18 protein-coding genes and 1 tRNA gene are annotated in these 20,241 nt (G+C 64.7%); 9 read left to right on the top strand and 10 right to left on the bottom strand.

Features of this window, described 5'->3' with window-relative positions; translation table 11 throughout:
- Positions 1 to 206: 206 nt before the first annotated feature.
- Positions 207 to 1,046: an EamA family transporter gene (locus tag DBO33_RS26850; RefSeq protein WP_199856770.1), complete on the top strand. Its 840-nt coding sequence runs from the start codon at positions 207 to 209 to the stop codon at positions 1,044 to 1,046.
- Positions 1,047 to 1,048: 2 nt separating this feature from the next.
- On the opposite strand, the gene DBO33_RS26845 is transcribed toward DBO33_RS26850, so the two are convergent.
- The 3 genes from DBO33_RS26845 to DBO33_RS26835 form a co-directional block, all read right to left on the bottom strand.
- A complete protein-coding gene (locus DBO33_RS26845; RefSeq protein WP_107657558.1) occupies positions 1,049 to 1,978 on the bottom strand; it encodes an NAD-dependent epimerase/dehydratase family protein in 930 nt (309 codons plus the stop codon).
- Positions 1,979 to 2,192: 214 nt separating this feature from the next.
- Complete coding sequence (locus DBO33_RS26840) at positions 2,193 to 2,525, bottom strand: ribbon-helix-helix protein, CopG family (RefSeq protein ID WP_159080560.1); 333 nt, start codon at positions 2,523 to 2,525, stop codon at positions 2,193 to 2,195.
- Complete coding sequence (locus tag DBO33_RS26835; RefSeq protein ID WP_228541599.1) at positions 2,525 to 2,812, bottom strand: hypothetical protein; 288 nt, start codon at positions 2,810 to 2,812, stop codon at positions 2,525 to 2,527. The genes DBO33_RS26840 and DBO33_RS26835 overlap by 1 nt, the downstream gene beginning before the upstream one ends.
- Before the next feature lie 101 nt (positions 2,813 to 2,913).
- Between DBO33_RS26835 and DBO33_RS26830 the strand changes: the two genes are divergently transcribed.
- The 3 genes from DBO33_RS26830 to DBO33_RS26820 all read left to right on the top strand — a co-directional run bounded on the left by DBO33_RS26830 (position 2,914) and on the right by DBO33_RS26820 (position 5,356).
- A complete protein-coding gene (locus tag DBO33_RS26830; RefSeq protein WP_107657555.1) occupies positions 2,914 to 3,795 on the top strand; it encodes a phosphotransferase enzyme family protein in 882 nt (293 codons plus the stop codon).
- A gap of 183 nt (positions 3,796 to 3,978) precedes the next feature.
- Complete coding sequence (locus DBO33_RS26825; protein WP_234391056.1) at positions 3,979 to 4,650, top strand: DUF4360 domain-containing protein; 672 nt, start codon at positions 3,979 to 3,981, stop codon at positions 4,648 to 4,650.
- 163 nt (positions 4,651 to 4,813) lie between these two features.
- Positions 4,814 to 5,356, top strand: a complete 543-nt coding sequence (locus DBO33_RS26820; protein WP_107657553.1) for a GrpB family protein — start codon at positions 4,814 to 4,816, stop codon at positions 5,354 to 5,356.
- 184 nt (positions 5,357 to 5,540) lie between these two features.
- Here the strand turns inward: DBO33_RS26820 and DBO33_RS26815 are convergent, their stop codons facing one another.
- Genes DBO33_RS26815 through DBO33_RS26800 form a run of 4 tightly spaced genes read right to left on the bottom strand, consistent with a single transcriptional unit; the run spans position 5,541 to position 10,076 of the window.
- On the bottom strand, positions 5,541 to 6,971 hold the full coding sequence (locus DBO33_RS26815; RefSeq protein WP_107657552.1) for a beta-N-acetylhexosaminidase: 1,431 nt from the start codon (positions 6,969 to 6,971) through the stop codon (positions 5,541 to 5,543).
- A 1-nt stretch (position 6,972) separates the two neighbouring features.
- The gene (locus DBO33_RS26810) at positions 6,973 to 7,842 is read right to left on the bottom strand and encodes a carbohydrate ABC transporter permease (protein WP_199856769.1); all 870 of its coding nucleotides are present in this window, start codon (positions 7,840 to 7,842) and stop codon (positions 6,973 to 6,975) included.
- Entirely contained in the window at positions 7,833 to 8,792 is a 960-nt protein-coding gene (locus tag DBO33_RS26805; protein ID WP_107657550.1) for a carbohydrate ABC transporter permease, read from the bottom strand. Before DBO33_RS26805 ends, DBO33_RS26810 begins: the two co-directional genes overlap by 10 nt.
- A 6-nt stretch (positions 8,793 to 8,798) precedes the next feature.
- Positions 8,799 to 10,076, bottom strand: a complete 1,278-nt coding sequence (locus DBO33_RS26800; protein ID WP_234391055.1) for an extracellular solute-binding protein — start codon at positions 10,074 to 10,076, stop codon at positions 8,799 to 8,801.
- A 248-nt stretch (positions 10,077 to 10,324) separates the two neighbouring features.
- Between DBO33_RS26800 and DBO33_RS26795 the strand changes: the two genes are divergently transcribed.
- On the top strand, positions 10,325 to 11,209 hold the full coding sequence (locus DBO33_RS26795; RefSeq protein ID WP_159080559.1) for an arginase family protein: 885 nt from the start codon (positions 10,325 to 10,327) through the stop codon (positions 11,207 to 11,209).
- Between the two features lie 259 nt (positions 11,210 to 11,468).
- Here the strand turns inward: DBO33_RS26795 and DBO33_RS26790 are convergent, their stop codons facing one another.
- A complete protein-coding gene (locus DBO33_RS26790; RefSeq protein ID WP_107657547.1) occupies positions 11,469 to 11,828 on the bottom strand; it encodes a winged helix-turn-helix transcriptional regulator in 360 nt (119 codons plus the stop codon).
- 145 nt (positions 11,829 to 11,973) lie between these two features.
- Between DBO33_RS26790 and DBO33_RS26785 the strand changes: the two genes are divergently transcribed.
- Positions 11,974 to 12,843: an NAD(P)-dependent oxidoreductase gene (locus tag DBO33_RS26785; protein ID WP_107657546.1), complete on the top strand. Its 870-nt coding sequence runs from the start codon at positions 11,974 to 11,976 to the stop codon at positions 12,841 to 12,843.
- Between the two features lie 115 nt (positions 12,844 to 12,958).
- Positions 12,959 to 13,046 (top strand) — tRNA-Leu (locus tag DBO33_RS26780).
- On the opposite strand, the gene DBO33_RS26775 is transcribed toward DBO33_RS26780, so the two are convergent.
- Positions 13,025 to 14,764, bottom strand: coding sequence for a recombinase family protein (locus DBO33_RS26775; RefSeq protein ID WP_107660604.1), 1,740 nt, complete (start codon positions 14,762 to 14,764; stop codon positions 13,025 to 13,027). The genes DBO33_RS26780 and DBO33_RS26775 overlap by 22 nt on opposite strands.
- An 890-nt stretch (positions 14,765 to 15,654) precedes the next feature.
- Between DBO33_RS26775 and DBO33_RS26770 the strand changes: the two genes are divergently transcribed.
- Both DBO33_RS26770 and DBO33_RS26765 read left to right on the top strand, forming a co-directional pair.
- Positions 15,655 to 16,044 (top strand): trypco2 family protein, encoded by a 390-nt coding sequence (locus DBO33_RS26770; RefSeq protein WP_159080558.1) that lies wholly within the window; start codon positions 15,655 to 15,657, stop codon positions 16,042 to 16,044.
- A gap of 49 nt (positions 16,045 to 16,093) precedes the next feature.
- Positions 16,094 to 19,156, top strand: coding sequence for a serine protease (locus DBO33_RS26765; protein WP_107657544.1), 3,063 nt, complete (start codon positions 16,094 to 16,096; stop codon positions 19,154 to 19,156).
- 113 nt (positions 19,157 to 19,269) lie between these two features.
- Here DBO33_RS26765 and DBO33_RS26760 read toward each other — a convergent pair whose 3' ends face one another.
- A complete protein-coding gene (locus DBO33_RS26760) occupies positions 19,270 to 20,049 on the bottom strand; it encodes an MmyB family transcriptional regulator (RefSeq protein ID WP_159080557.1) in 780 nt (259 codons plus the stop codon).
- Positions 20,050 to 20,241: the final 192 nt, after the last annotated feature.

Here is a 20,241-nt window from a genome sequence, read left to right as displayed (position 1 = left end):
GGCGACAACGTTGCCTCTGTGCCCGTCCATCCTGGCATCGGGATGTTCGCCGTAACGGCCGACACGCCGCTGATCTGCGCATTCGTTGTTTGCCGGTGGTGGTGGGCGGTGCGTGGGGGTTTCGAGACCGGGCGGCCGGTTACGCAGCAGCAGTACAAGATCGGGCCGCGGCGCGGGTCGGATCGCGACGGCGGGAGGTATCGATCATGGGTGTGGGGGAACTGCTGGCGTTGGCTTCGGCGGTGTGCTTCGGCACTACGCACTTTCTGAGCGCGTTGCTGTCGCGTCGCGCTGATGCCACGGCGGTGGCGTTGTATGCGCAGATCGGCGGGAGTGTGTTGATTCTGGCTGCGGTTCCGTTGGTCGCGGCGCCGCACGTTACCGCGTCGGCGCTGGCGTGGGGGGCGTTGTCCGGGATCGGGACCGGACTCGGCGTTACGTTCCTTTATCGCGGAGTCAGCGGGGGTCGGTTGAGTGTGGTGGTGCCGTTGAGTGACGTCGGTGCATTGATGCTGCCGGTGATGGTGGGTGTGTTGCTGTTGGGGGAGCGGCCGTCGTTGCTCAGCTGGGCTGGCATTGTCGCCGCCGGGCCGGCGATGTGGTTGGTTTCCCGGTCTCGCGACCACGATGACCGCCTCAGCGGCGGCAGCGTCGACGGGCTGATCGCGGGGGCCGGGTTCGCTTTGCAATTCATCGCGTTGGCCCGGATCGACTCGGCGGCCGGGTTGTGGCCGCTGGTCGTCAGCCGTTTCGCCTCGGTGGTTGCGATCGTGCCGCTCGCAGTGGGTGTGCACGCGTCGGTGCGGATGCGTCCTCGGCTGCTGCTCGGGGCGGTCGGTACCGGGGCGCTCGGAACGGCGGGGGTGGTGCTCTATACCTGGGCCACTTGGCAGCAGTTGCTCGCGATCGCCGTGGTGCTGGCGGCGCTGTACCCCGTCATTCCAGTTGTGCTCGGGCTCACGGTGTTACGGGAGCGCGTGACCCGAACGCAAGTGGTCGGGTTGGTTTTGGCAGCTGCCTCGATTACCGGCATCGCGCTTGCTTGAGTTCAGCTCGCGAGATGGATTGCGTTGTCGTGCAGCGTATCCCGCAGGTCGGCGAGGGTGAGAATTTCGTGGATCCAAGTGGGTGCGGTGAGGGTTCGGTTGAGGACCGCCTGCACGACGGCGGCGGTGACCACAGCGGTGGCCAGGGATTGGCCGCGGCCTGCCGCCCAGCGGGCCGAGCCGTCCGTCGCGCGGGCGAGTACCACCCAGCGGTCGCTGCCCGGCATGTGTTTCGGCGCAAGCGAACTCAGTGCGGGCGCGCGGGTGAGCAGGGCGAGACCTGCGGTGGCCGAGCGGGAGTCGAGCCGTAGGTAGGTGCGGACCGGGACCCCGAATTCTCGGGTGAGGCGGTGCTGGTCGGCGAAGTCGGCGCGCAGGGCTGCGGCGGGTTTGTAGCCAGACTCTTTCGGTGTCTCGAAACGAGATGGCTTGGTGAAGTTTCGGATGCTGGTGCCGTCAGGGTCGGGGAAGTGCTTGCCGAGTAGGCCGTAGGTCCAGGCGGTTGCGGCGGGGCCGTGCTTTTCGCCGGAGCCGAGGCCGGTCATGATGTCGACCGGGCCGCGGTGGTTGGCCAGGGTTTCCACGGCGAGCAGGGTGGTCAAGCCCGGGGCCAAACCGACACCGACGACGACCGGGCCCGCGACCTTCTCCAGGCTCTGCACGTATTCGCTGGTGGCAGAGATATCCAGGAACGGGATGCCGCGTCCGGCGCATGTCTCGGCCAGTCGGATGTCCTCGGAGCCTGCGCAATTGACTACTGCGGCAACGTCGTTCAGTGCGGCATCGAAGCTGTCCGGCGCGGAGAGGTCGAGTACTACGTCCGCTCGGGCCGGATCTCGGCCGGCGGCCAGAGCCTGCAGACCGTCCGCCCGCAGCAGCCGGACGACGTGTGCGCCGACCGCTCCGTAGCCGCCCAGTACCAGCACGTTCATCGAAAGACCTCCGAAAGTCGTTGCACCGTGCGGTCGTGGACCAGGCGCGCAATGCCACTGTAGTGAATCTTGCGCCGCGGTCACCGAGGAAGCCAGCCGTCTGGCACCCGCCCACCTACGCGAGCCGCACACCCTTCGTGTGAACCGCACACCCGGTATAGCGGGTGTGCAGCTCACAGAAAGGGTGTGCGGTTCTCCACTCGAAGCGGAGGAGTCAACTAGCGCGCGGGTGGATCGGCCGGACTCCGGCGAGCGCGCGCAACGCGTCGGCGCGGGAGATGGGTTGGTCGTCGGCGAGGGCGGCGAGTTCGACGGCGAGCCAGTCGCGGATGAGTTCGCTCATGGAGATGCCGCGGGCCTGGGCTTCGGCCTTGATGGATTGGTCCATGTCGAGGGGGAGTCGCAGCGAGCGCACCACCATGATGTCCTCGCCGGGCGTCATCGGCGGCGGCACGTCGGCCTCGCGTACCGGTGCGTCATCGAAGACGAGGCTGTCCATCAACTCGTCCACGCCCTGCGGGGTGGCCGGAAAATCGTTGTCGCCCATCACTGGTTCTCCTGTTCCCACTTTTCGAACTCGGCTACCTGCTCCGGGCTCATCGGTCGGGCGGCGACGATCTGCCATTGCCAAGGCTCGGCTTGGCGCAGGCCCACGATCAGCGGTCGGCCCGCGGCCGTGCGGCCCCAGATCGTGAGCATCTCGATGCCCGTACTGCCGCGACCGCGGCGTGGCCATCGTCGCTGCTTGGTCAGCACCTGCATCACCTCGTTCGGAGAGATCCCGATGAGCATGTCCAACGCCCAATCAGGCCACTCGAAACCCACACTCCGCATAATACGCGTGTATTACGCCTGGTGGCTAGAGGTGCCGCCCTGGCGCGTCCGGCCGCGAAATCCAGCTGCGTCCCGATCAGCCACGCTGGTAGAAGTAATGCGTGATCTACGTCGCCCTGCCGCTGACCGAGGACATCCGAGCCGCCGTTGCCGCCGAATGGGGGTACAAGGGTGACGGGGAGCGATTGCACGGCGGCGAGGAGTCCGCGGCCTACCGCGTCGGCGACGTGGTCGTACGGATCGGCGCGCTGGATCGCGACCCGGCCGAGGTCGAATGGTGCAACAGCATTGCGGTTGCCACCGCCCGCACGGTGCCCGAGGCGGTGGCGCCGTTGCCGCGCGCGGACGGGTCGACGGTGCAGCTGGTGGCGGGCCGCCCGATCACCGTGTGGCCACTGATCGAGGGTCAGTGGGCCAGCAGTGAGGACCCGGTGCAGTTCGCCGAGGCGGCCCGGCTCTTGGCGCGCGTGCACCGCGCGCTGGCGGACCATCGACCGCCGCCGCGGCCCAAGCAGTCGTTTCTCGAGATCGGGCTCGACGGTGCGCCGTCCCCGGAACTGCCGGATCCCGACCTGGACCGGTGGCTCGCCGAGTTCAGCCGCACCGCCCGCCCGCAACCCCTGCACGGCGACTACTACGAGGGCAATCTGCTGGCTCGGGACGGTCATGTCACCGCTGTGCTCGACTGGGATGAGGCACTGGTCGCCCCGCCGGAGGTCGAACTGGCTTCCGCCGCATTGGAGTTCGCCGATGTTCTGGGGCGTGATCTCGCGGACGCGCGCGAGTTCGTCGACCACTACCACGCCGAAGGCGGGACAGCCGGGCAGCTGGACGATGTGGCGCTCGCGCAACTGATGCGGCACCGATTGCGCAGGGAGGCAGTCTATTTCGGCATCGCGGTCGCGCGCGGCGTCGAGCACGACGAGGACGATCTCGAGTACCATCGAAAGCGTATGGAAACATTTCATCTCCTCCGACCGTGAATCGAACGGACCGCGATACGGGATCACTCAAAACTCCAACATTCAACGGTTATCGCCGTATCCGGAGGAGCTGCCGCCAATTATGTAGCGACGGGGCAATTTACGTATTTTCCCCACTTCGGCTGGGGAGCTGCGGGCGGGTTTAAACGACTTACAGTGAGTTCCATCCGATCCCGGAGCACTGTGAGGCACCAAATGTATAAAAAAGCAACAATCCTCGGCGCAGCAATATTCGCGCTTGCTATTCCGCTGGCGGGTTCGCCGGCTTCTGGAGCGCCGACGCACGATCGGGACATGCCGACGCCCCCCGACAAGATTGTCATCGACGTGGTGACCGTCAATGGCACCGGCTGCCCACAGGGAACCGCGGCGGTCGCGGTATCGCCCGACAACACGGCCTTCACTGTCACCTACAGTGCGTACACCGCGCAGGTGGGTGTGGGGTCGAACCCGACCGACTTCCGTAAGAACTGCCAGATCAACCTGGATGTCCATGTCCCACAAGGCTTCACCTACGGGATCGCGCAGGCGGACTACCGCGGCTTCGCGCACTTGGAGAAGGGCGCGACGGCGCTGGAAAGGGCACGATACTACTTCCAGGGCAACTCGCCGACCGCATTCATCGACCACACGTTCAAGGGTGGCATGAACGACGACTGGCAGGCGACCGACAAGACCGAGGTCGGCGCGATCGTCTACAAGCCGTGTGGCGAATACCGCAATTTCAATATCAACACCCAATTGCGGGTCGACGCCGGGACCTCGGACCCGAAGAAGACCACCAGTTTCATCACCATGGATTCTGTCGACGGAGCAATCAACACGACCTATCACTTCTCGTGGAAGAAATGCTGATACCTCGACAATAGTGATCCCCGCCTAGCGTCATTCAGTCGCGCGACACCTCTTCGAAATGGACCAGACCTCTGTCCGTGCCTCATTCACGGGTAGGGGTCTGGTCCATGCCCGAAATACGTCCCACCTTTTACCGAAGCGGCGGACGCGCGAAGATAGTGGGATGGAACTGATCGGCGGCATCGAGAAACGGGACATCCGCATCGTCGACTACGACCCCGCCTGGCCACAGCGCTTCACCGAAGAGCACGCGCGCATCGCCCGCGCACTCGGCACCACCGCCCGCCGCATCGACCACATCGGCTCGACCTCGGTGCCCGGACTCGCCGCCAAGCCGATCATCGATATCGACGTCTGCGTGCCCGACGTCGAGGATGAGGCGGCGTATCTTCCCCCGCTACTGGCTGCGGGGTACCAGCTTCGCGTCCGCGAGCCCGCCCACCGTATGGTCCGAACTGTGCAGCGCGACGTGCACGTCCATATCGCGACCGTCGGCAGTGACTGGGAACGCCGCCACCTCCTGTTCCGTGACTGGTTGCGGCACAACGTCCATGACCGCGCCGCCTACGAGCAACTCAAAAGGCAGCTCGCGCAGCAGAACTGGCCCGATATGAACGCCTACGCCGACGCCAAGGGGTCGTTGATCGCCGAAATCACCCAGCGCGCGGAAGCGTGGGCGGAGTCGATCGACTGGAGGCCTGAGTGAGCCGGCATCGATGACACACTGGGCCGCCGGCTGTCCGTAGCCATCGGGTGTGCCGACCGATCCACAGCGGCCGATCTGGATGTCGACTCGCTGCGCAGCGGGGGAATGGTCCTGGTTCACAAGGGGCCATCGAGGACCTCGCCCCACGCCGAACGCTGCGCGGGAGCGCTGTTCGACCGCGCCGCTAGCGGGCTGACCGGCTGGCGATGGGTAAGTGGTTGGGGCGGTGGGCGGTTGGCGGAACATCGGGGCGGGTTTGCCACGGAAGGGGACCGTTGAGAGGCCGGTATTCGACGCCGAGGGCAGCCAGGCGAGGCAGGTGATGATCGCGTAGCCGAGGCAGGAATTCGGTGTAACTGCGGCCCGGCGGGCTCCACGCGAGTTCGGCGACCGCGCAGAGCCGGGGGAAGGCGGCGTAGTCGACTCGCCGCACCGTGTCGAGGTGCTCGCTCCACAGCTGAGCTTGAATACCGGCGACTTGCGTTCCGTCGAGCGGCGGCTCGTAGCCGTACACGTCTTCCAGGGTGCGCAGGTAGCCCACGGGGATCGGTTCATCGGGATGATCGGACTGTCGGTGGTCGAGGTAGAGGTGGTCCTCCGGGCACAGCACCACCTCGTGGCCCGCTGCGACCGCGCGAGTAGCCGCGGCATCGTCACGCCATGCGCCGATCACCATGGGCGGCAACGTACCTGCGTCGAGCACCTCGTCCCAGCCGAGCGCCCGTCGACCACGGGCCGCCAGATGGGTGGCGAGGTCGGCGACGAGGCGAGCGTGCGCCGGTGTCGCGCCGGGAACCTCGTCGCCGCCGATACCGATGACGGGCGACGGGAACACGGACAGCACATGATCGAAGACTCGGCGGAAGAAGTCGAGCGTATGCGCGGTGGGATCGAGCAGCGAGGTGCTGATACCCCAGGAAGTCCATACCTCCCAGGCAGTTTCAGGTTCCGGTCCGAGCTCCGGGTAAGCGGCGATCGCGGCGCGGGCATGACCCGGTACATCGATCTCCGGCACCACGGTGATCGACCGCCCGGCCGCGTACGCGACGATCTCCCGAAGGTCGTCGGTGGTGTAGAAGCCACCGTGCGGTCGGCCGTCACGCTCCGGCCCGTCATGCCGGCCCACCATCGATCCCGTTCGCCACGAGCCGATTTCGGTCAACTTCGGGAACTCGGGGACCTCGATACGCCAGCCCTGATCGTCGGTCAGGTGCAGGTGCAGCACATTGAGTTTGTGCACGGCGAGCAGGTCGATGAACCGCAGGACTTCGGCTTTCGTGCGGAAGTTGCGGGCGACGTCGAGCAGGCAACCGCGCCAACGGAACCGCGGATGATCCTCGATCACCCCGCACGGCACGGTGCGCCCCTCGGCCCCGATCACCGCGGCCCGGAACGCATCCGGGCCGGCGAGCTGACGCAGAGTCTGCTGCGCGTGGTTCCGGCCCGCATCATCCGCCACGGTGAGCGTGATACCGCTGGTCGCGATCTCCAGTCGGTACCCCTCCGGCGGCAAACCGCTATCGGTGCGCACGTCGAGCTGTGCGGGCCATGCGCAGACGCCGGGCCGCGGCACCGCCGAAACCGGCCGGGGGAGCAGCGTGTCGAATCCTGGCATGTCAGCCCTTCACCGCCCCGCCGAGCCCGGAGACCAGCTTGCGCTGCACGAGCACGAACAGCACGAGCGCCGGAATCGTCATCAGCGTCGAGGCCGCCATCACCGCGCCCCAATCAGTGTCCTCCGGTTTGAAGAACACCAGGATCGCCTGCGGCAGCGTCTGATTCTCGGTCTTGGAGATGATGAATGTCTTGGCGAACAGGAAGTCGTTCCAGGCGTGGATGAACGACAGCACACTGACCGACACCAGTCCCGGCGCCACCAGTGGCAGCAGGATCTGCCAGGCGAACCGAAGCCGGCTCGCCCCATCGAGTTTCGCCGCCTCCTCCAGCTCGACCGGCACCGCCGCGACGAACCCGCGCAGCAGCCAGATGGCCAGCGGCAGACTGAACACCAGATCCACCAGCATGATCGAGCCGAGTTCGTTGAGCCCCAACGCCGGAACCGTACCGCCGACCGAGCGCATCAGGAAGAACAGCGGAATCGTCAGCGCTTCAACGGGAACCATCTGCGCCACCAGGATCATCACCAGCAGCACCGTCCGTCCGCGAAACCGGAAGCGGGTCAACGCCACTGCGGACAGGAACGACAGCAGTAGCGAAAGAAACACCACGACAACGGCGATCAGCAAGCTGTTGAGGAAGAACCGTCCGAAACCGTTCATCGACAGCACCCGGGTGAAACTGTCCAGGCTGGGCGCCAAGGTCCACGGTCTCGGGTCGGCCGACTGGATCTCGCCCGGCGGCTTGAGCGCCGACAGCGCCATCCAGTACAGCGGGAAGGCGACGAACCCGGCGATCACCACCGCGACCACCTCGGCGACAAGCCGTCCGGGCTTGCGCGGTGTGCGCGGCATTGTTTTCACTGCCATGGGGTGCTCCTGCGCTGGGACCGGACGTACAACCCGGTGATCGACAACAGCAACAGCGTCATCAGGACTCCGATCGCTGAGCCGAGCCCGTATTCCTGCCCGGCGAAGGCCTTTTGGTAGGCGTAGACATTGAGCACCAGGTTGCGCCCGGCGACACCGCCGCCATTGGTCATGACGTAGATCTGGGTGAACACCTTGAAGTCCCAGATGATCGACTGGATCGTCGCGATCAGCAGCAGTGGCTTCAGGATCGGCAGGATCACCGAGCGAGCCGCCCGCCACGTCGACGCGCCGTCCAGCGCCGCGGCCTCCAGTATCTCCTCCGGGATCGCCTTGATGCCCGCGTACATGGTCACCATGACGAACGGGAACGAACACCAGATCACCTCGGCGGCAACCAGTGCAAACGCGCTGAGCGTGCCGAAGGTCCACGAGTGCCCGTCCATCGACCGGAACCCGAGACCGGACAGCGCTTCGTTGACGATGCCGAAGTCGGCATCGAACAGGAAGAGCCAGACGTAGGACCCGGCCATGGCCGGCGTCGCCCACGCGCCGAGCGCCGCGAGGAACAGGATCATCCGCGGTACCGCCCGGATGCGCGTCGCGAGGACGGCCAAGGCTGTGCCGACCACCAGTCCGCCGACCACGCACACCCCACCGAATACGAAGGTGTTGGCCAGCACGAGCCAGAACTGACTGTCCGAGAGCAGTTCTCGGTAATTGCCCAGCCCGATGAACTCCAGCGGCGCGGCACCGGTGGCCTGCGCCTGCCCATAGTCGTAGAACGAGATCAGGACGATCTGATAGATCGGATAGATCAGCACGGCGGCGAGCAGCAGCCCCGCAGGCGCGAGGTAGAGCCACGCGGTGAGCGTGTCCCGGCTGACGCGACGCGGTTTCGCCGGCGGCCGCGGCGCGGGAGTGATGATCGGTATTTCCTGGATTGCCATGTGCGCCTACCTGAATGCCTTGTTCATTGCGGCGGCCGCCGCGTTCAACGCCGCCGAAGGTTCCTTGGCCCCGGTGGCGATCTGCTGCACCGCGGTCGGCAGCAGGTTCTGGCTGTCGATCGTCGACCACGCCGGTGTGCTCGGCACGAACTTCGTTCCGGCACGCAGCGTTTCGACGAACGGTGCGAGGAAGGGGTCGTTCGCCGCCAGCTGCCGCTGCACACTGGTCAGCGTCGGCAGGTTCCCCATCGCCCGGTACATCTTCTCCTGATACTTTGCGCTGCCGAGCAATTGCACGAAGTCGACGGCCAGGCCGCGCCGCATGCTCGCGCGGAAGACGCCGAGCAGGTTTCCGCCCGCGAAGGCCGGTGCGACCGAACCCAGTTCGGTGCCTGGCAGCGGGATCACCGCGTATTTGTCCTTGGACGCACCCTGATCCATGGCCTTGCGACTGAAGTCGCCGCCGATCGTCATCGCGGCCTTGCCGCCCGCGAAGGCCTGCACGCTCTGTGTTCCGGTGAAGTCCGCGCACTGCGCGGGCGGGCAGATGTCGTCCTTTATCAGCTCCGCGTAGCGGGTGATCCCTTCCTTCGCCCGGTCGGCGTTGAGGGTGGCGTTCCACATCGTGCCGTCGTTCTCGGCGATCTCGCCGCCGTGCGCCCAGAGGAACGGCAGCATGGCGTAGGTGTACTTGCCGCCGACCGAAATGCCGTACAGGTCAGGGCGTTTCGCACGGACTCGGCGTGCGGTGTCGGTGAGTTCGGCCAGCGTCGTCGGCGGTCGCAGGTCGAGTTCGGTGAAGATGTCGGTGCGGTAGTACAGCGCGCGAATGCCGGTGTACCAGGGCAGCCCGTAGACCTTGCCGCCGGACTTCGCGGTCTCCAGGACGGACGGGTCGATGTCCTTGCCCTCCGGCCACGCCGCGAGATCCGCACTGAGATCGGCGAAAGCGCCGGTGACGGCGTACCCGGCGAGGTCGGTGTTGCCGAACTCGGCGAGATCGGGCGCGCTGGCCGGGTCGTTGAACGCGCCCGCGAACTTCTCGGCGCGTGCGGCCACCGGCACCCACTGCACATCGACCTCGACCCCCGGCCGCGTCGCCTGGAACTCCGCGATCGCCTCGTTGACCACCGCTTCCTTCGGCGCGCGGTTCGCCTCGTCGAAAAGCCAGACCCGGACGGTGCCGGTCTTCTCGTCGCCACCCGAGCCCGCCGGGCCGGACTGCACCGGCGCGCACCCGGCGAGCAGGAACAGTGCGGCTCCGAGCGTCAGTGCGCGTCGCACGGCCCCGCCTGACCGGAATTCACGGTGCAGCATCAATCTTCGGTCCATTCATTCGTTGCATATAGTGCAACGTGTATTGCGTTGCGTGCCACAATGTTTAGCACCAAGCTGGGTCACATTCAATAGGCGAATGTGACGCGCATCGCAGCGGTAACTCCCGGCGGAAGTTTGCCTCGGGTAAACCGGCCGGGGTCTATCGTCGGTAGTGGCCGAGTTGCCGCGCGGGAGGAGGGCCGACACTGCTGACCGTGATCGGGGCACCGTTCAACTCCGCCGGTACGACCGGTGGAGTGGCGAACGCGCCTGCCGAGTTACGAGAAGCCGGACTGCTCAGCGCATTACGAAGTCGCCGCCCCGATGTGCGCGATCGCGGTGACGTCGATGTCGGTGTGCCCCGGCCGACGCGCGATCCTGTGAGTACCCTGCTGTCCCTGGAATCCCTCACAGCGACAACCAATTCCGTCCGCACTGCGGTAATCGAAAGCGTTGTGTTGGGGGAGTTCCCGTTGGTGCTCGGCGGTGACTGTCCCGTCTTGCTCGGCGCTCTGCGTGGTGCCCAAGACGCACTCGGTGACGTCGCACTGGTCTTCGTCGACGGACACGAAGACGCGTGGCCGCCGGATCGAAGCACCACCGGCGAAGCGGCCGACTGCGAACTCGGTCTGATGCTGGCGACCGCCGACCTACCGGCCGAACTGGCAACGCAGCTACCCACCCTCGACCCCACTCGCGTCGTGGCGCTCGGCCCCCGCGACGCCGCAGAATTGCATGACGCCGACGTGCCGTCGCTGGTCTCCACCATCGCACTGCTCACCGACCGCGAGTTGCGTGGAAGAGCCGCCGTTCCCACGGAAATCGCCGTCGGTCGTTTCCGCCGCCGCGGCTTTCCCTGGTGGTTGCACGTGGATTTGGATGTGCTGTCCACCGCCGCGATGCCGGCCGTGGACTACCCGCAACCGGGCGGCCTGGACTGGTCGGACCTCACCGCCATCACCACCGCCGCCCTCCAACCCGGTTGTGTCGGAATGACATTGACGATCTACAACCCCGACCTCGACACCGGCCGCCGGCAGGCCCAACGCATTGTCAGCTACCTTGCGGACGCACTGGCCGAAACCCCGGAACTGGCCTGAGACAAGCACATTCGCGTATCCGCGTAACGGCTCGAGCCTCGGTGCCGATCATCCGCATGTGCTCGTTTACTGGCGACCGATCCTCGGTGGGTCGGCGGCCCTGCTGCTCGTAATCCTCACGCTATGGCTGATGCCCACGGCCGAGCACCCGGTGCCCGCGACCGACCAGCATGTGCGGACATTGCCGCACATCCCGACGCCCGCCGGTGAAAACCCTGCTACCGCAACAGTTCAGTCCGATTCCCGGCACCAATAGGCGTCACGCGTTCACCGGATGGACCCGATCCGCACCGATCCGGTCGATGCGGTCCCGACCCCAGGCGCCGAGCGGTTCGAGCGCGCGGTTGAGTGCGGTACCCAACGCGGTGAGCTGGTATTCCACCCGCGGCGGCACCTCGCGATAGACCTCCCGCGACACGATTCCGTCCTCCTCCAGCTCGCGCAGCTGCTGGATCAGCATCTTCTCCGAGACGCCCGGCAGGCCCCGGCGCAGCTCGCCGAAGCGGCGGATCCCATGCTCCTCCAGCTCCCACAGGATCAGCGCCTTCCACTTGCCACCGATCACATCCATCGCCGCGTCGATGCCGCAGAAGTATGGTCCGGATCTCTTTTCGCCCATCGTCCGACCTCGCTACCTGTTCACACACCCATGGGTAAGTACCGGACTAAATAGTAGGTACTTGTCGCCGCGGCAGGCAAAGAGCAGCCTTGGTTCCAGCGCGCTGACCACCTGTTCACACACTTGCCAAGGAGTTGACCCCGCAATGGCGGAAACCACGAACACCCCCGTGACAGTCCTCGGACTCGGCGCGATGGGCCAGGCGCTGGCCGCAACCCTGCTGAAGGCCGGCCACCCCACCACCGTGTGGAACCGCACCCCCGGCAAGGACGCCGACCTCCTCGCCGCCGGCGCCAACAGCGTCACCTCCGTCGCCGAAGCCGTCCAGGCCGGCGGCCCGATCATCGCCGTCCTCTTCGACCACGCCTCCGTGCACGCCACCCTCGACCCCGTCGCCGTCCAACTGTCCGGCAAACAGGTCATCAACCTGACCAGCACCGCCCCCGAAGAAGCCAGGGAACTCGCCACCTGGGCGGCCGCACACGGCATCGACTACCTCGACGGCGGCATCATGGCAATCCCGCCCATGATCGGGCAGCCCGGCGCCTCCATCCTCTACAGCGGTTCCCAAACCCTCTTCGACCAGCACCGCGAAACCCTCGAATTGCTCGCCGCCGCAGAATATTTCGGCGACGACGCCGGCCTGGCCTCCACCTACGACTTCGCCCTGCTCGCCAACATGTACGCCATGTTCGGCGGCTTCATGCACGGCGCCGCCATGATGCGCTCCGTAGGCGTCTCCGCCAGCACCTTCGCCGAACGAGCCATGCCCTGGGTGACCGCCATGGCCCAGATGCTCCCCGCCTACGGCGCAATCATCGACAGCGGCGACTACACCACCCCCACCCAATCACTCGCCTTCCACAAAGCCGCCCTCGACGCCATCAACCGCGCCACCCGAGACGCAGGCGTCACCGTCGACTTCGTCGCCCCCATCAAAAACCTCATCGACCGACAGGTCGCCGACGGCCACGGAGCCGAAGAGTTCGCCAGAACCATCGAAGAACTCCTCTGACCGGACCGGGCTCCCGACTCACACTCCGGGAGCCCACCACCCCCCGATAAAACCCATGGTCAGCCCGCGATTTGGTCCACGCCGCCACATCCTATAATCTTGCTGAGCACCACCGGTCCGGGTGGCGGAATGGCAGACGCGCTAGCTTGAGGTGCTAGTGCCCTTTAACGGGCGTGGGGGTTCAAGTCCCCCTCCGGACACCAGTGCTAAACCCAGGGAGGCTGGCACCGACAACAGCAAGTTGTTGTCGGTGCTGGTACCGGACCTGGATGTTCAGGGCTTCGTAGAGAAGTTGCTTATCTTCCGGAGCTCCAGCCGTCAGTACGGCGCGGATGTCTCCGACCGAATCGATGAGCTTGTGCATCTCGGTTTCGGTCAGTCGAACCGGCTTCGGCATCGTATCGAGTTCGGCCCGTGCTGCGGCCTTCTCGGCCTGCGCCGCGTTCATCGAAGTCACGAACGCGGCCGGGTCTACGCCAGCTTCGATAGCCGCCAAGTGGCGCTGTAACTTCGTGTCCGCGTCGTCAATTCGGCGACGCAGCAGCGCTCGAACGGTATCTGTATCGTCGGTTTCCTGGGCCTCCAGCAGGGTCGCGATGGTGTGGTTTCGATGCTCGCGATCGAAAAGGGTTGCAAGCCAACCATCCAACGGGTCGATGAGTACTGATTCTCGCAGGTTGACCGTCTTCGGGTGCTCGGTCAGCGCATCGCTACCTGGTGCGAGAGTTTTTGCACGGCAACGGTAATAGACGTTCTTGCCGACCAGCTCGGCTTGCATCTTTCGGTTGCAGGCGTCGCAGCGGATGTGCCCGCGCAGCAGGTACGGACGTGGGATCAACGTTCTGGTGCGCTCGAGTTTGGCGCGGTCACGGTTGGTGATGCCGGCCCGGCCTCGGCGGATCAGGTGTGCCTCGGTGAATTGTTCGACGGAGACGATGTTCGGGTGAGCGGGACGTCGGGAGCGGATGACGCGATCGGCGGTTGCTCGGACGAACCGGACTACGTACCCGGCGGCGACGTCGTCGGGGTCGATCAGTTCTTCTCGTTTGGTCCATCGTCCGAACACCGCGTAGCCGGTGTAGCGCGGGTTCTGCAGTATCGCCGCGACTGTTGGTGCCTGCCAGCCGTCTCCGGAGCGATGTCGGTTCTGTTCAGGGCGATGGGCTGAGGGGCACGGTATCTGGTCGCGGTTGAGCCCTTCCGCGATCGCCTTATCGCCTCTGCCGCCGATGTATTCGCGGAAGATGCGTTGGACGATCGGCGCCGCGGTGGCGTCGATCGAGAGGAGGCGCAACTTCAGCCCGTCTGCTGCTCTGTGCGGGTTGGGGTGCGGCGGTCCGTCGACCACGACGTACCCGTAGGGCGCGCGCCCGCCTTGGTGACGTCCCTCATTGAGCACCTGGGCGTCCATGCTGGCGCGCGTACGCTGCTGAACGTGCTGGCGCTCGGATTCGCTGAGCCCCCCGAGCATGCTCATCATCATGTTGTGGGTGGCGTTCTTCGCGTTGTACTTGCCGCCCAGCTCAGGCACCCAGATATCGACGCCGTGAGCCTGAATCCGCGGAGCCACGAGACTGAACTGGTTGCCGAACCAGCAGCGCGTGCCCTCGCCCACGACGATCGCAGTCCAGCCTCGATTGGGATTCTTCAGATCGGCGAGCAGCTTCGCGGCCTGCGTCCGGCGATGCCACGGCACTGACCTCGACTGCCCAACATCAAAGTAGGAGGCGACGATCGAGCCAGGCGCAAACTTCTGGGCGTTGCCGGACTGCCAGCCATATGAGGTCTCCGGGTCCTGGTTGTCCTCGGTCGAACAACGACCGTAGAACGCGAGGCGCTGACTCCCGTCGGATTCCTGGTCCGCGACTTCGATGCCGAGCAGCCCATCGAGCACTGCCCATTCGTTGCTCTCGCTTGGCATCGCTTCCTCCTTGGCAGTCTGTTGGCGCGTGTATCCCATGATGCCCCCAGGGCGTCATTGCGATCGCAGGCGGTGACCGCGACGCACAAGTGCGGCATCGCTGCGAGGCGCGAGACTTGGCTGTTAGAAGTCTGGCTCGTTAGTCGGAGCAGCCCGACGTCAACGGGATCGTCCACCACCTTGCTGCGCTGGCTTCTGGACGTACTCGATCGGGCGAGCTGGTGGACGCGACGGGCGTCGGGAATCTGTCGGTCGCTGGCGGACAACGGGTCTGACATCTCGTCGTGGATCATCGTGTCTGTCCGTGTGGCGCAGGAGGATTCGCAGGAGCGCTCTGGCGGCCGTCGGGTCCAGCGCAGGCGGACTATCTGGACAGACGACGTCGATCTTGCGCGGCGGACTGTCTCGATTGGAACGATTACGGGCGGAGCGATCGCGACGCGTCATCGTGAGCCCAGATCAAAAGTGGGCTCATGTGCGCGGAGTCTACAACCGCGGACGTAGGAGTACGCGTGAGCGATCGCCGAGTGGGGGAGAGGTGGTTGGCACAGGGGCATGGTGGGCTACTCCTTGCCCGTCCCACCGATTCTCTCTCCACCATCAAACCTGATCTTCAGCATTCGCGCCACAGCCGAAGGCTGCACACACCCACGAAACCTGGACCTGGTGAAGCCAGAATGTCAAGTATCAGATGGGAACAGCAGTCGAACAACGACATGCGCGTACACGAGCTACTGCTGAATTCGGTGCACAGCAGGCGTGATGCTCGGGTGAATCTCGAAGCGCACCGGTTGAGCTTCGAGCGCTCTAGAATCACAAACGCGGATGCAGTACCGCACAGCGGTAGATCATCGCGGTTCGTGCAGGATTCGTGTAAAGGAGTTGATCGGGTGTCTGACCCAGGGGAGCGGCTCGAAGGCAAGGCCTCGATCTCTGCCGCGATCGGTGCGCTACGTGATGAGTTGATGCAGTCGGTGTGGGGTGCAGGTTTTCCGTACACGGTGAACGGTGTGCAGCGCACGTTGCGGTTCAAGCCTTCGCCCGTCGAACTCACCTTGCAAGTAGCAGTCACCAACGGCGGCAAGGTGAGCGCAGGTGTCAGATGGTGGCTTGTCACGGCGAATGGCGAAGCGTCCGGCCAGTCGGTATCCACGCAGACGGTGAAATTGACCCTGGAGCCGCAAATGTTCGATGAGAATGGTCACCAGGTTGAGGTCCTTATCGACGCAGACGACTTGGTTGCCGGTGTCGAATCTCAGAAACTCGACGCGGACGGCTGATCCGTAATGCATAGCCGCGCAGTAGCCTTCGCCTGCTTGCGGTCATGCGATGCTCACCCCTGAGCGGGCTGTCCTGCTGCGTTACGAGGTCGGTGGCAAAGGCAAACGCGGCTCGGGGTTACGTATCGGTGGCACCTACATCCTGACAGCCGATCACTGCGCCGAGGGATCTGAACACCGAGTCGTCGTTGAAGGAACGGAGTACCGGGCGACTGTCGCGCTCCGTACCAGCACTGCGGCAGTGGATCTGGCGGTTCTGTCGGCACCGGAGCTGCCGGCCATGGCACCGATGAGGTACGCGCGATTCGATTCGACTGCGGCCCCGGCGCGTATCGAGAACTGTGTGGTGCTCGGATATCCGATTTGGAAGGACGGGGAGTCGGGTGTGCGGCGAGCACAGGTGCACGGCTTCGTGCCGACTACCGAAGGCCCTGATCCCCATGCGTCACCTGGATCGGCGGTGGTAGCCGCATTCCGAGTCACCGATATCCAGATTCGTGATTCTTCCGTGCCTATCAGCAGAGTGGATAAAAGCCGATGGGGTGGAATGTCCGGAGCGGCCGTCGTCGTCGGAAGTGACCGAGTCCTCGGCGTCATCCAGAGCCACACCCTCGCTGAAGGAACGGGATCGCTGGGCTTCACCCCTATCGCCTCGATCCACGCGTTGCCAACAAACCTCGCCCTATCGTTCTGGCGGCTACTCGACGTCGACAACCCGAACGATCTGCCAGTCCTACCGGAACTCGCGACGAAGCCTGAGTCCTCAACCTGGGCGGCAACTACCGGACCACCCCCCGTCCATACGCAGCCGAACGGAGGCCGCGTATCGAAGCCGCGTAGACAGGTGCAGGTCCGCCCTGTGGCAGTCGCCGCCGCTGCCTTGGTGCTGACAGATTGTGCCGCTGGTATTTACATGGCGATCGGAGCGCCCGGTCTATCGCCTGGCCTAATCAGGTACGCACTTATCGGCGTGTTCGCCCTGGTAGCGGCCAGCATTTTCATCTTCGGCCGACTCGACTCCGACCATCTGCTTTCGGTGACCCGCGTCGATCTGCTGCGACGGCTCGAAATTCTGGCTGCCGCACTTCAGTCGGACTGGAGAAACGAGCTGGCGATGCGGCAGGTAAGCAGCGACGCCGCGGGGTTAAGGGTCCAGTGGGATACGGCGGACGCCGGAATGGTCGATGGCCGCACGCAGATCACTACGGACGTCGAATCGGCTCGCCCGCAACCGCACTTGGGACGCACGCTAGATGATCTGGTTGCCTTCTATCGCGGGATCGGCTCCGGCCGTATGCTCATGCTCGGTGCGGCGGGTGCAGGAAAATCGGTCATGGTAACCCAGTTCGCTATGACGCTGTGTGCGGCGCGAGCACCCGACCAGCCGGTGCCAGTGGTGATCTCGGCGTCGTCGTGGTCGACAGCGCCCGCTTGGGACGATGACGCTACTGCGGCCGACTTATCGGCAAGGTTCTGGGCGTGGGTAGAGTCAGAACTGATCCGCGTCAATGCCGGGCTGCAGAAAAGGTCTGCACCGTCGACCACGCTGGCTCGGCAACTGCTCGACGAGCGGCTGATTCTGCCGATCATCGACGGCTTCGACCAGTTGACCCAGTCACAACGGGTCTCGCTGGTGCAAGCTCTCAACATAGATGCCGGCGACGAATCAGGTCTGCCCCGCATCGTGCTGACCTCGCGGCCGTCGGAGTTCGAGGACACCGTTCGTACCACGGGCATCATCGAGCACGCCTGCGGGATCCAGCTCGAAAACCTATCGGTGCACGACACCATCGCCTACCTGATGAGCACCACCCCGGCCACCTGGGCGCCTCTTCAGGAACGGCTCCAAACGGACCCGGCTGCGGCGGAACGCTTTCACGCCGCGATCAACACACCGCTCATGGCGTTTCTCGCCCATTCCGTCTACGGCTCGTCCCCTGAACAGGCGCGGCCGAACCCCTTGGAATTGCTCGCTGCCGATGATGCCGAAACCGTGCAGGGATATCTGTTGGGCGGCTTCATCCCCGCTGTCTACCGCGAGAGTCCCTACCCCACGAAAAGCGTATTACGTTGGTATCGCTTTCTTGCCGCAAATCTCAACAGTGACACCATCGCCTGGTGGACGCTGCGCGCTGCGGTACCCACAGCGTTGCGGGCGATACCGTTCGGCCTCTTCGGCGGTGTGCTCGGCGGGTCCTTCGGCGCAGTGTTGGTGGCGCTGTCGTCAGCTCCGCTCTGGTTCGCAGCGACAAGCGCCGCTATCGGCCTAATTATGGGTGCGGCTATCGGCGCATACCCCAGTCCGGCTGAACCAGCGGAGTTTCGATTCACCAACAAGGCAGGTTGGCGGGACTCTACGGCCAGTCTCACTCTTGGGCTCGTTGCCCCAATTCTCAGCTGGATACTGATCGAAAACGTCGACCGTGCCTGGTGGCCACTCCTGCTCGGCGGCACCGTTGCCGGCTTCTTTCCTGCCCTCGGCGTCGGGCACCTGCGGAAGGCAACTCCCGGCAGTGCGACCGCTTTCGAGGAAATGAGGAATACGGTCCCTGCCGCGTTTCTGGGGGCCGTCGTTGTCACAGCGGTGGGGGTGATCACGCACGCGCGGATGGGATCATTGTCCAACTGGCTGGTGATCGGGGTCGTCTTCGGTGTGCTCACCGGCCTCGCCTACGTGCCTTCCACGCCCGCATCGATCGAACCCGCGCGCTCGATGGCCGAGATGGTACGGACGAATTGCGCCTTCACCCTGTACTTTTCCGCGATGTTCGCACTGGCATACGGCATCGTTCTATGGGCGATGATCGGTTGGCATTCCGGACTGGCCGGTGGACTCGCCATCGGGCTGCTCTTCGGTTTTGGTACCAACACGTGGGGGCAGTGGTTGGTGTTCTGCCGTATCTGGCTTCCCTTTCAGGGAAAGCTGCCGCGAAGTTTCAAGCATTTCGTCGAGGACGCGTGCCATCGGGGTGTGCTCTATCAAGCGGGACCGGTCTACCGTTTCAGGCACGACCTATTGAAGGACCTCCTACTGTTCGACCGCTCAGACGCTGATGTCGAGGGGGCACCGCGCTGTAGTTATGAGGACATGGGACCGCGAAGTAGCCGCTGAGGGCACCTGCGCAAGCGCTCACTAAAGGGCGAACCGATGGTGTAATAAGTGGAGGAAATCGCGTCGACTCTTGAAACGTATCGTTAGTCGACTGGGGCCGGGCTGAGATGGCTTTACAGCGTGTCGGTGGCCCGTGTCGGGCTCTCGAATGTGCTGGGGTTTCGGGGACCGGCGTAGGGCTTTGGGATTGCGGTTGCGAGCAGGATGGTCATGTCCTCGACCATGGGGGCGAAGCTGAGCCAGTAGGACACGATTTCGTTGTTCGGGGGGTGTCGGACGTGGAGCAAGGAGTCGCTGTCGCGGCCGTAGTTCACGTCGACACTCGACGCCCACATGCGACGAAATTCGCTATTGGGGCCTAGATGGCGTACGAGGTCGCGGGCTTGTTGGCTCTCTCTATAGAGCCCCAGAATGGCTTTGTCGTAGGCCACATTCCAGGCGGCCTCCTTTTCCCAGTCCACCCAGGCTTCCTGAGCGATGGGGCTGAAGAGCCACTCAGCGATCGAGCAGGTCTTCTCGAGACCGGGCATCACCGATAGGAAGAGTTCGTTGCAGGCCAATACATTCCAGAACGGGTCGAGGTATGCGGCGAGAACGCCGCGCTCCTGGAGATCATCGAGATGGCTCATCCAGTCGGGGTTAGAGGTCACTCGTCTGCGGAGCCGTTCTCTTGGCATCAGAACTGCTGGGGCAGAACGTAGTTCGCGGAGGTGGCGTGCTAGGAGCGGGTCGACTTTGTAGCCGGAGATGAGCGCTTCCAACGTTTCGAGTTTCAGCGTGCACTTGTCCGCCTCGATTTCGTAGAGGTAGGAGTAGCTGACGCCGTGGCGGTTGTGAGCGGTCAGGCGTGTCAGCCCTAAGCTGTCACGGATCGATCGCAGGGTGGTTCCCATCGTAGGGATGGTTGGTGATAGCACGGTGGAACGTGCACGGTATGCGGGGTTTCGGTTCATGCGGAGCCCCTCCTTTCATCTGGTATCGCAAGGCGGGCGGGAGTCGAGCGCGAGTAGGAGTATTTGGGCCCGAGGTCGCACGAGGCCGCGGCTTGTTCGACGCGACGCGACGCAAGGTGGGTGGTGTGTGAG

The organism is Nocardia suismassiliense, from assembly GCF_900269665.1.
In the GTDB taxonomy this organism is placed as follows: Bacteria; Actinomycetota; Actinomycetes; order Mycobacteriales; family Mycobacteriaceae; genus Nocardia; species Nocardia suismassiliense.
Note: the sequence above shows the minus strand (reverse complement) of the source record. Positions and strands in the feature narration are given on the sequence as shown.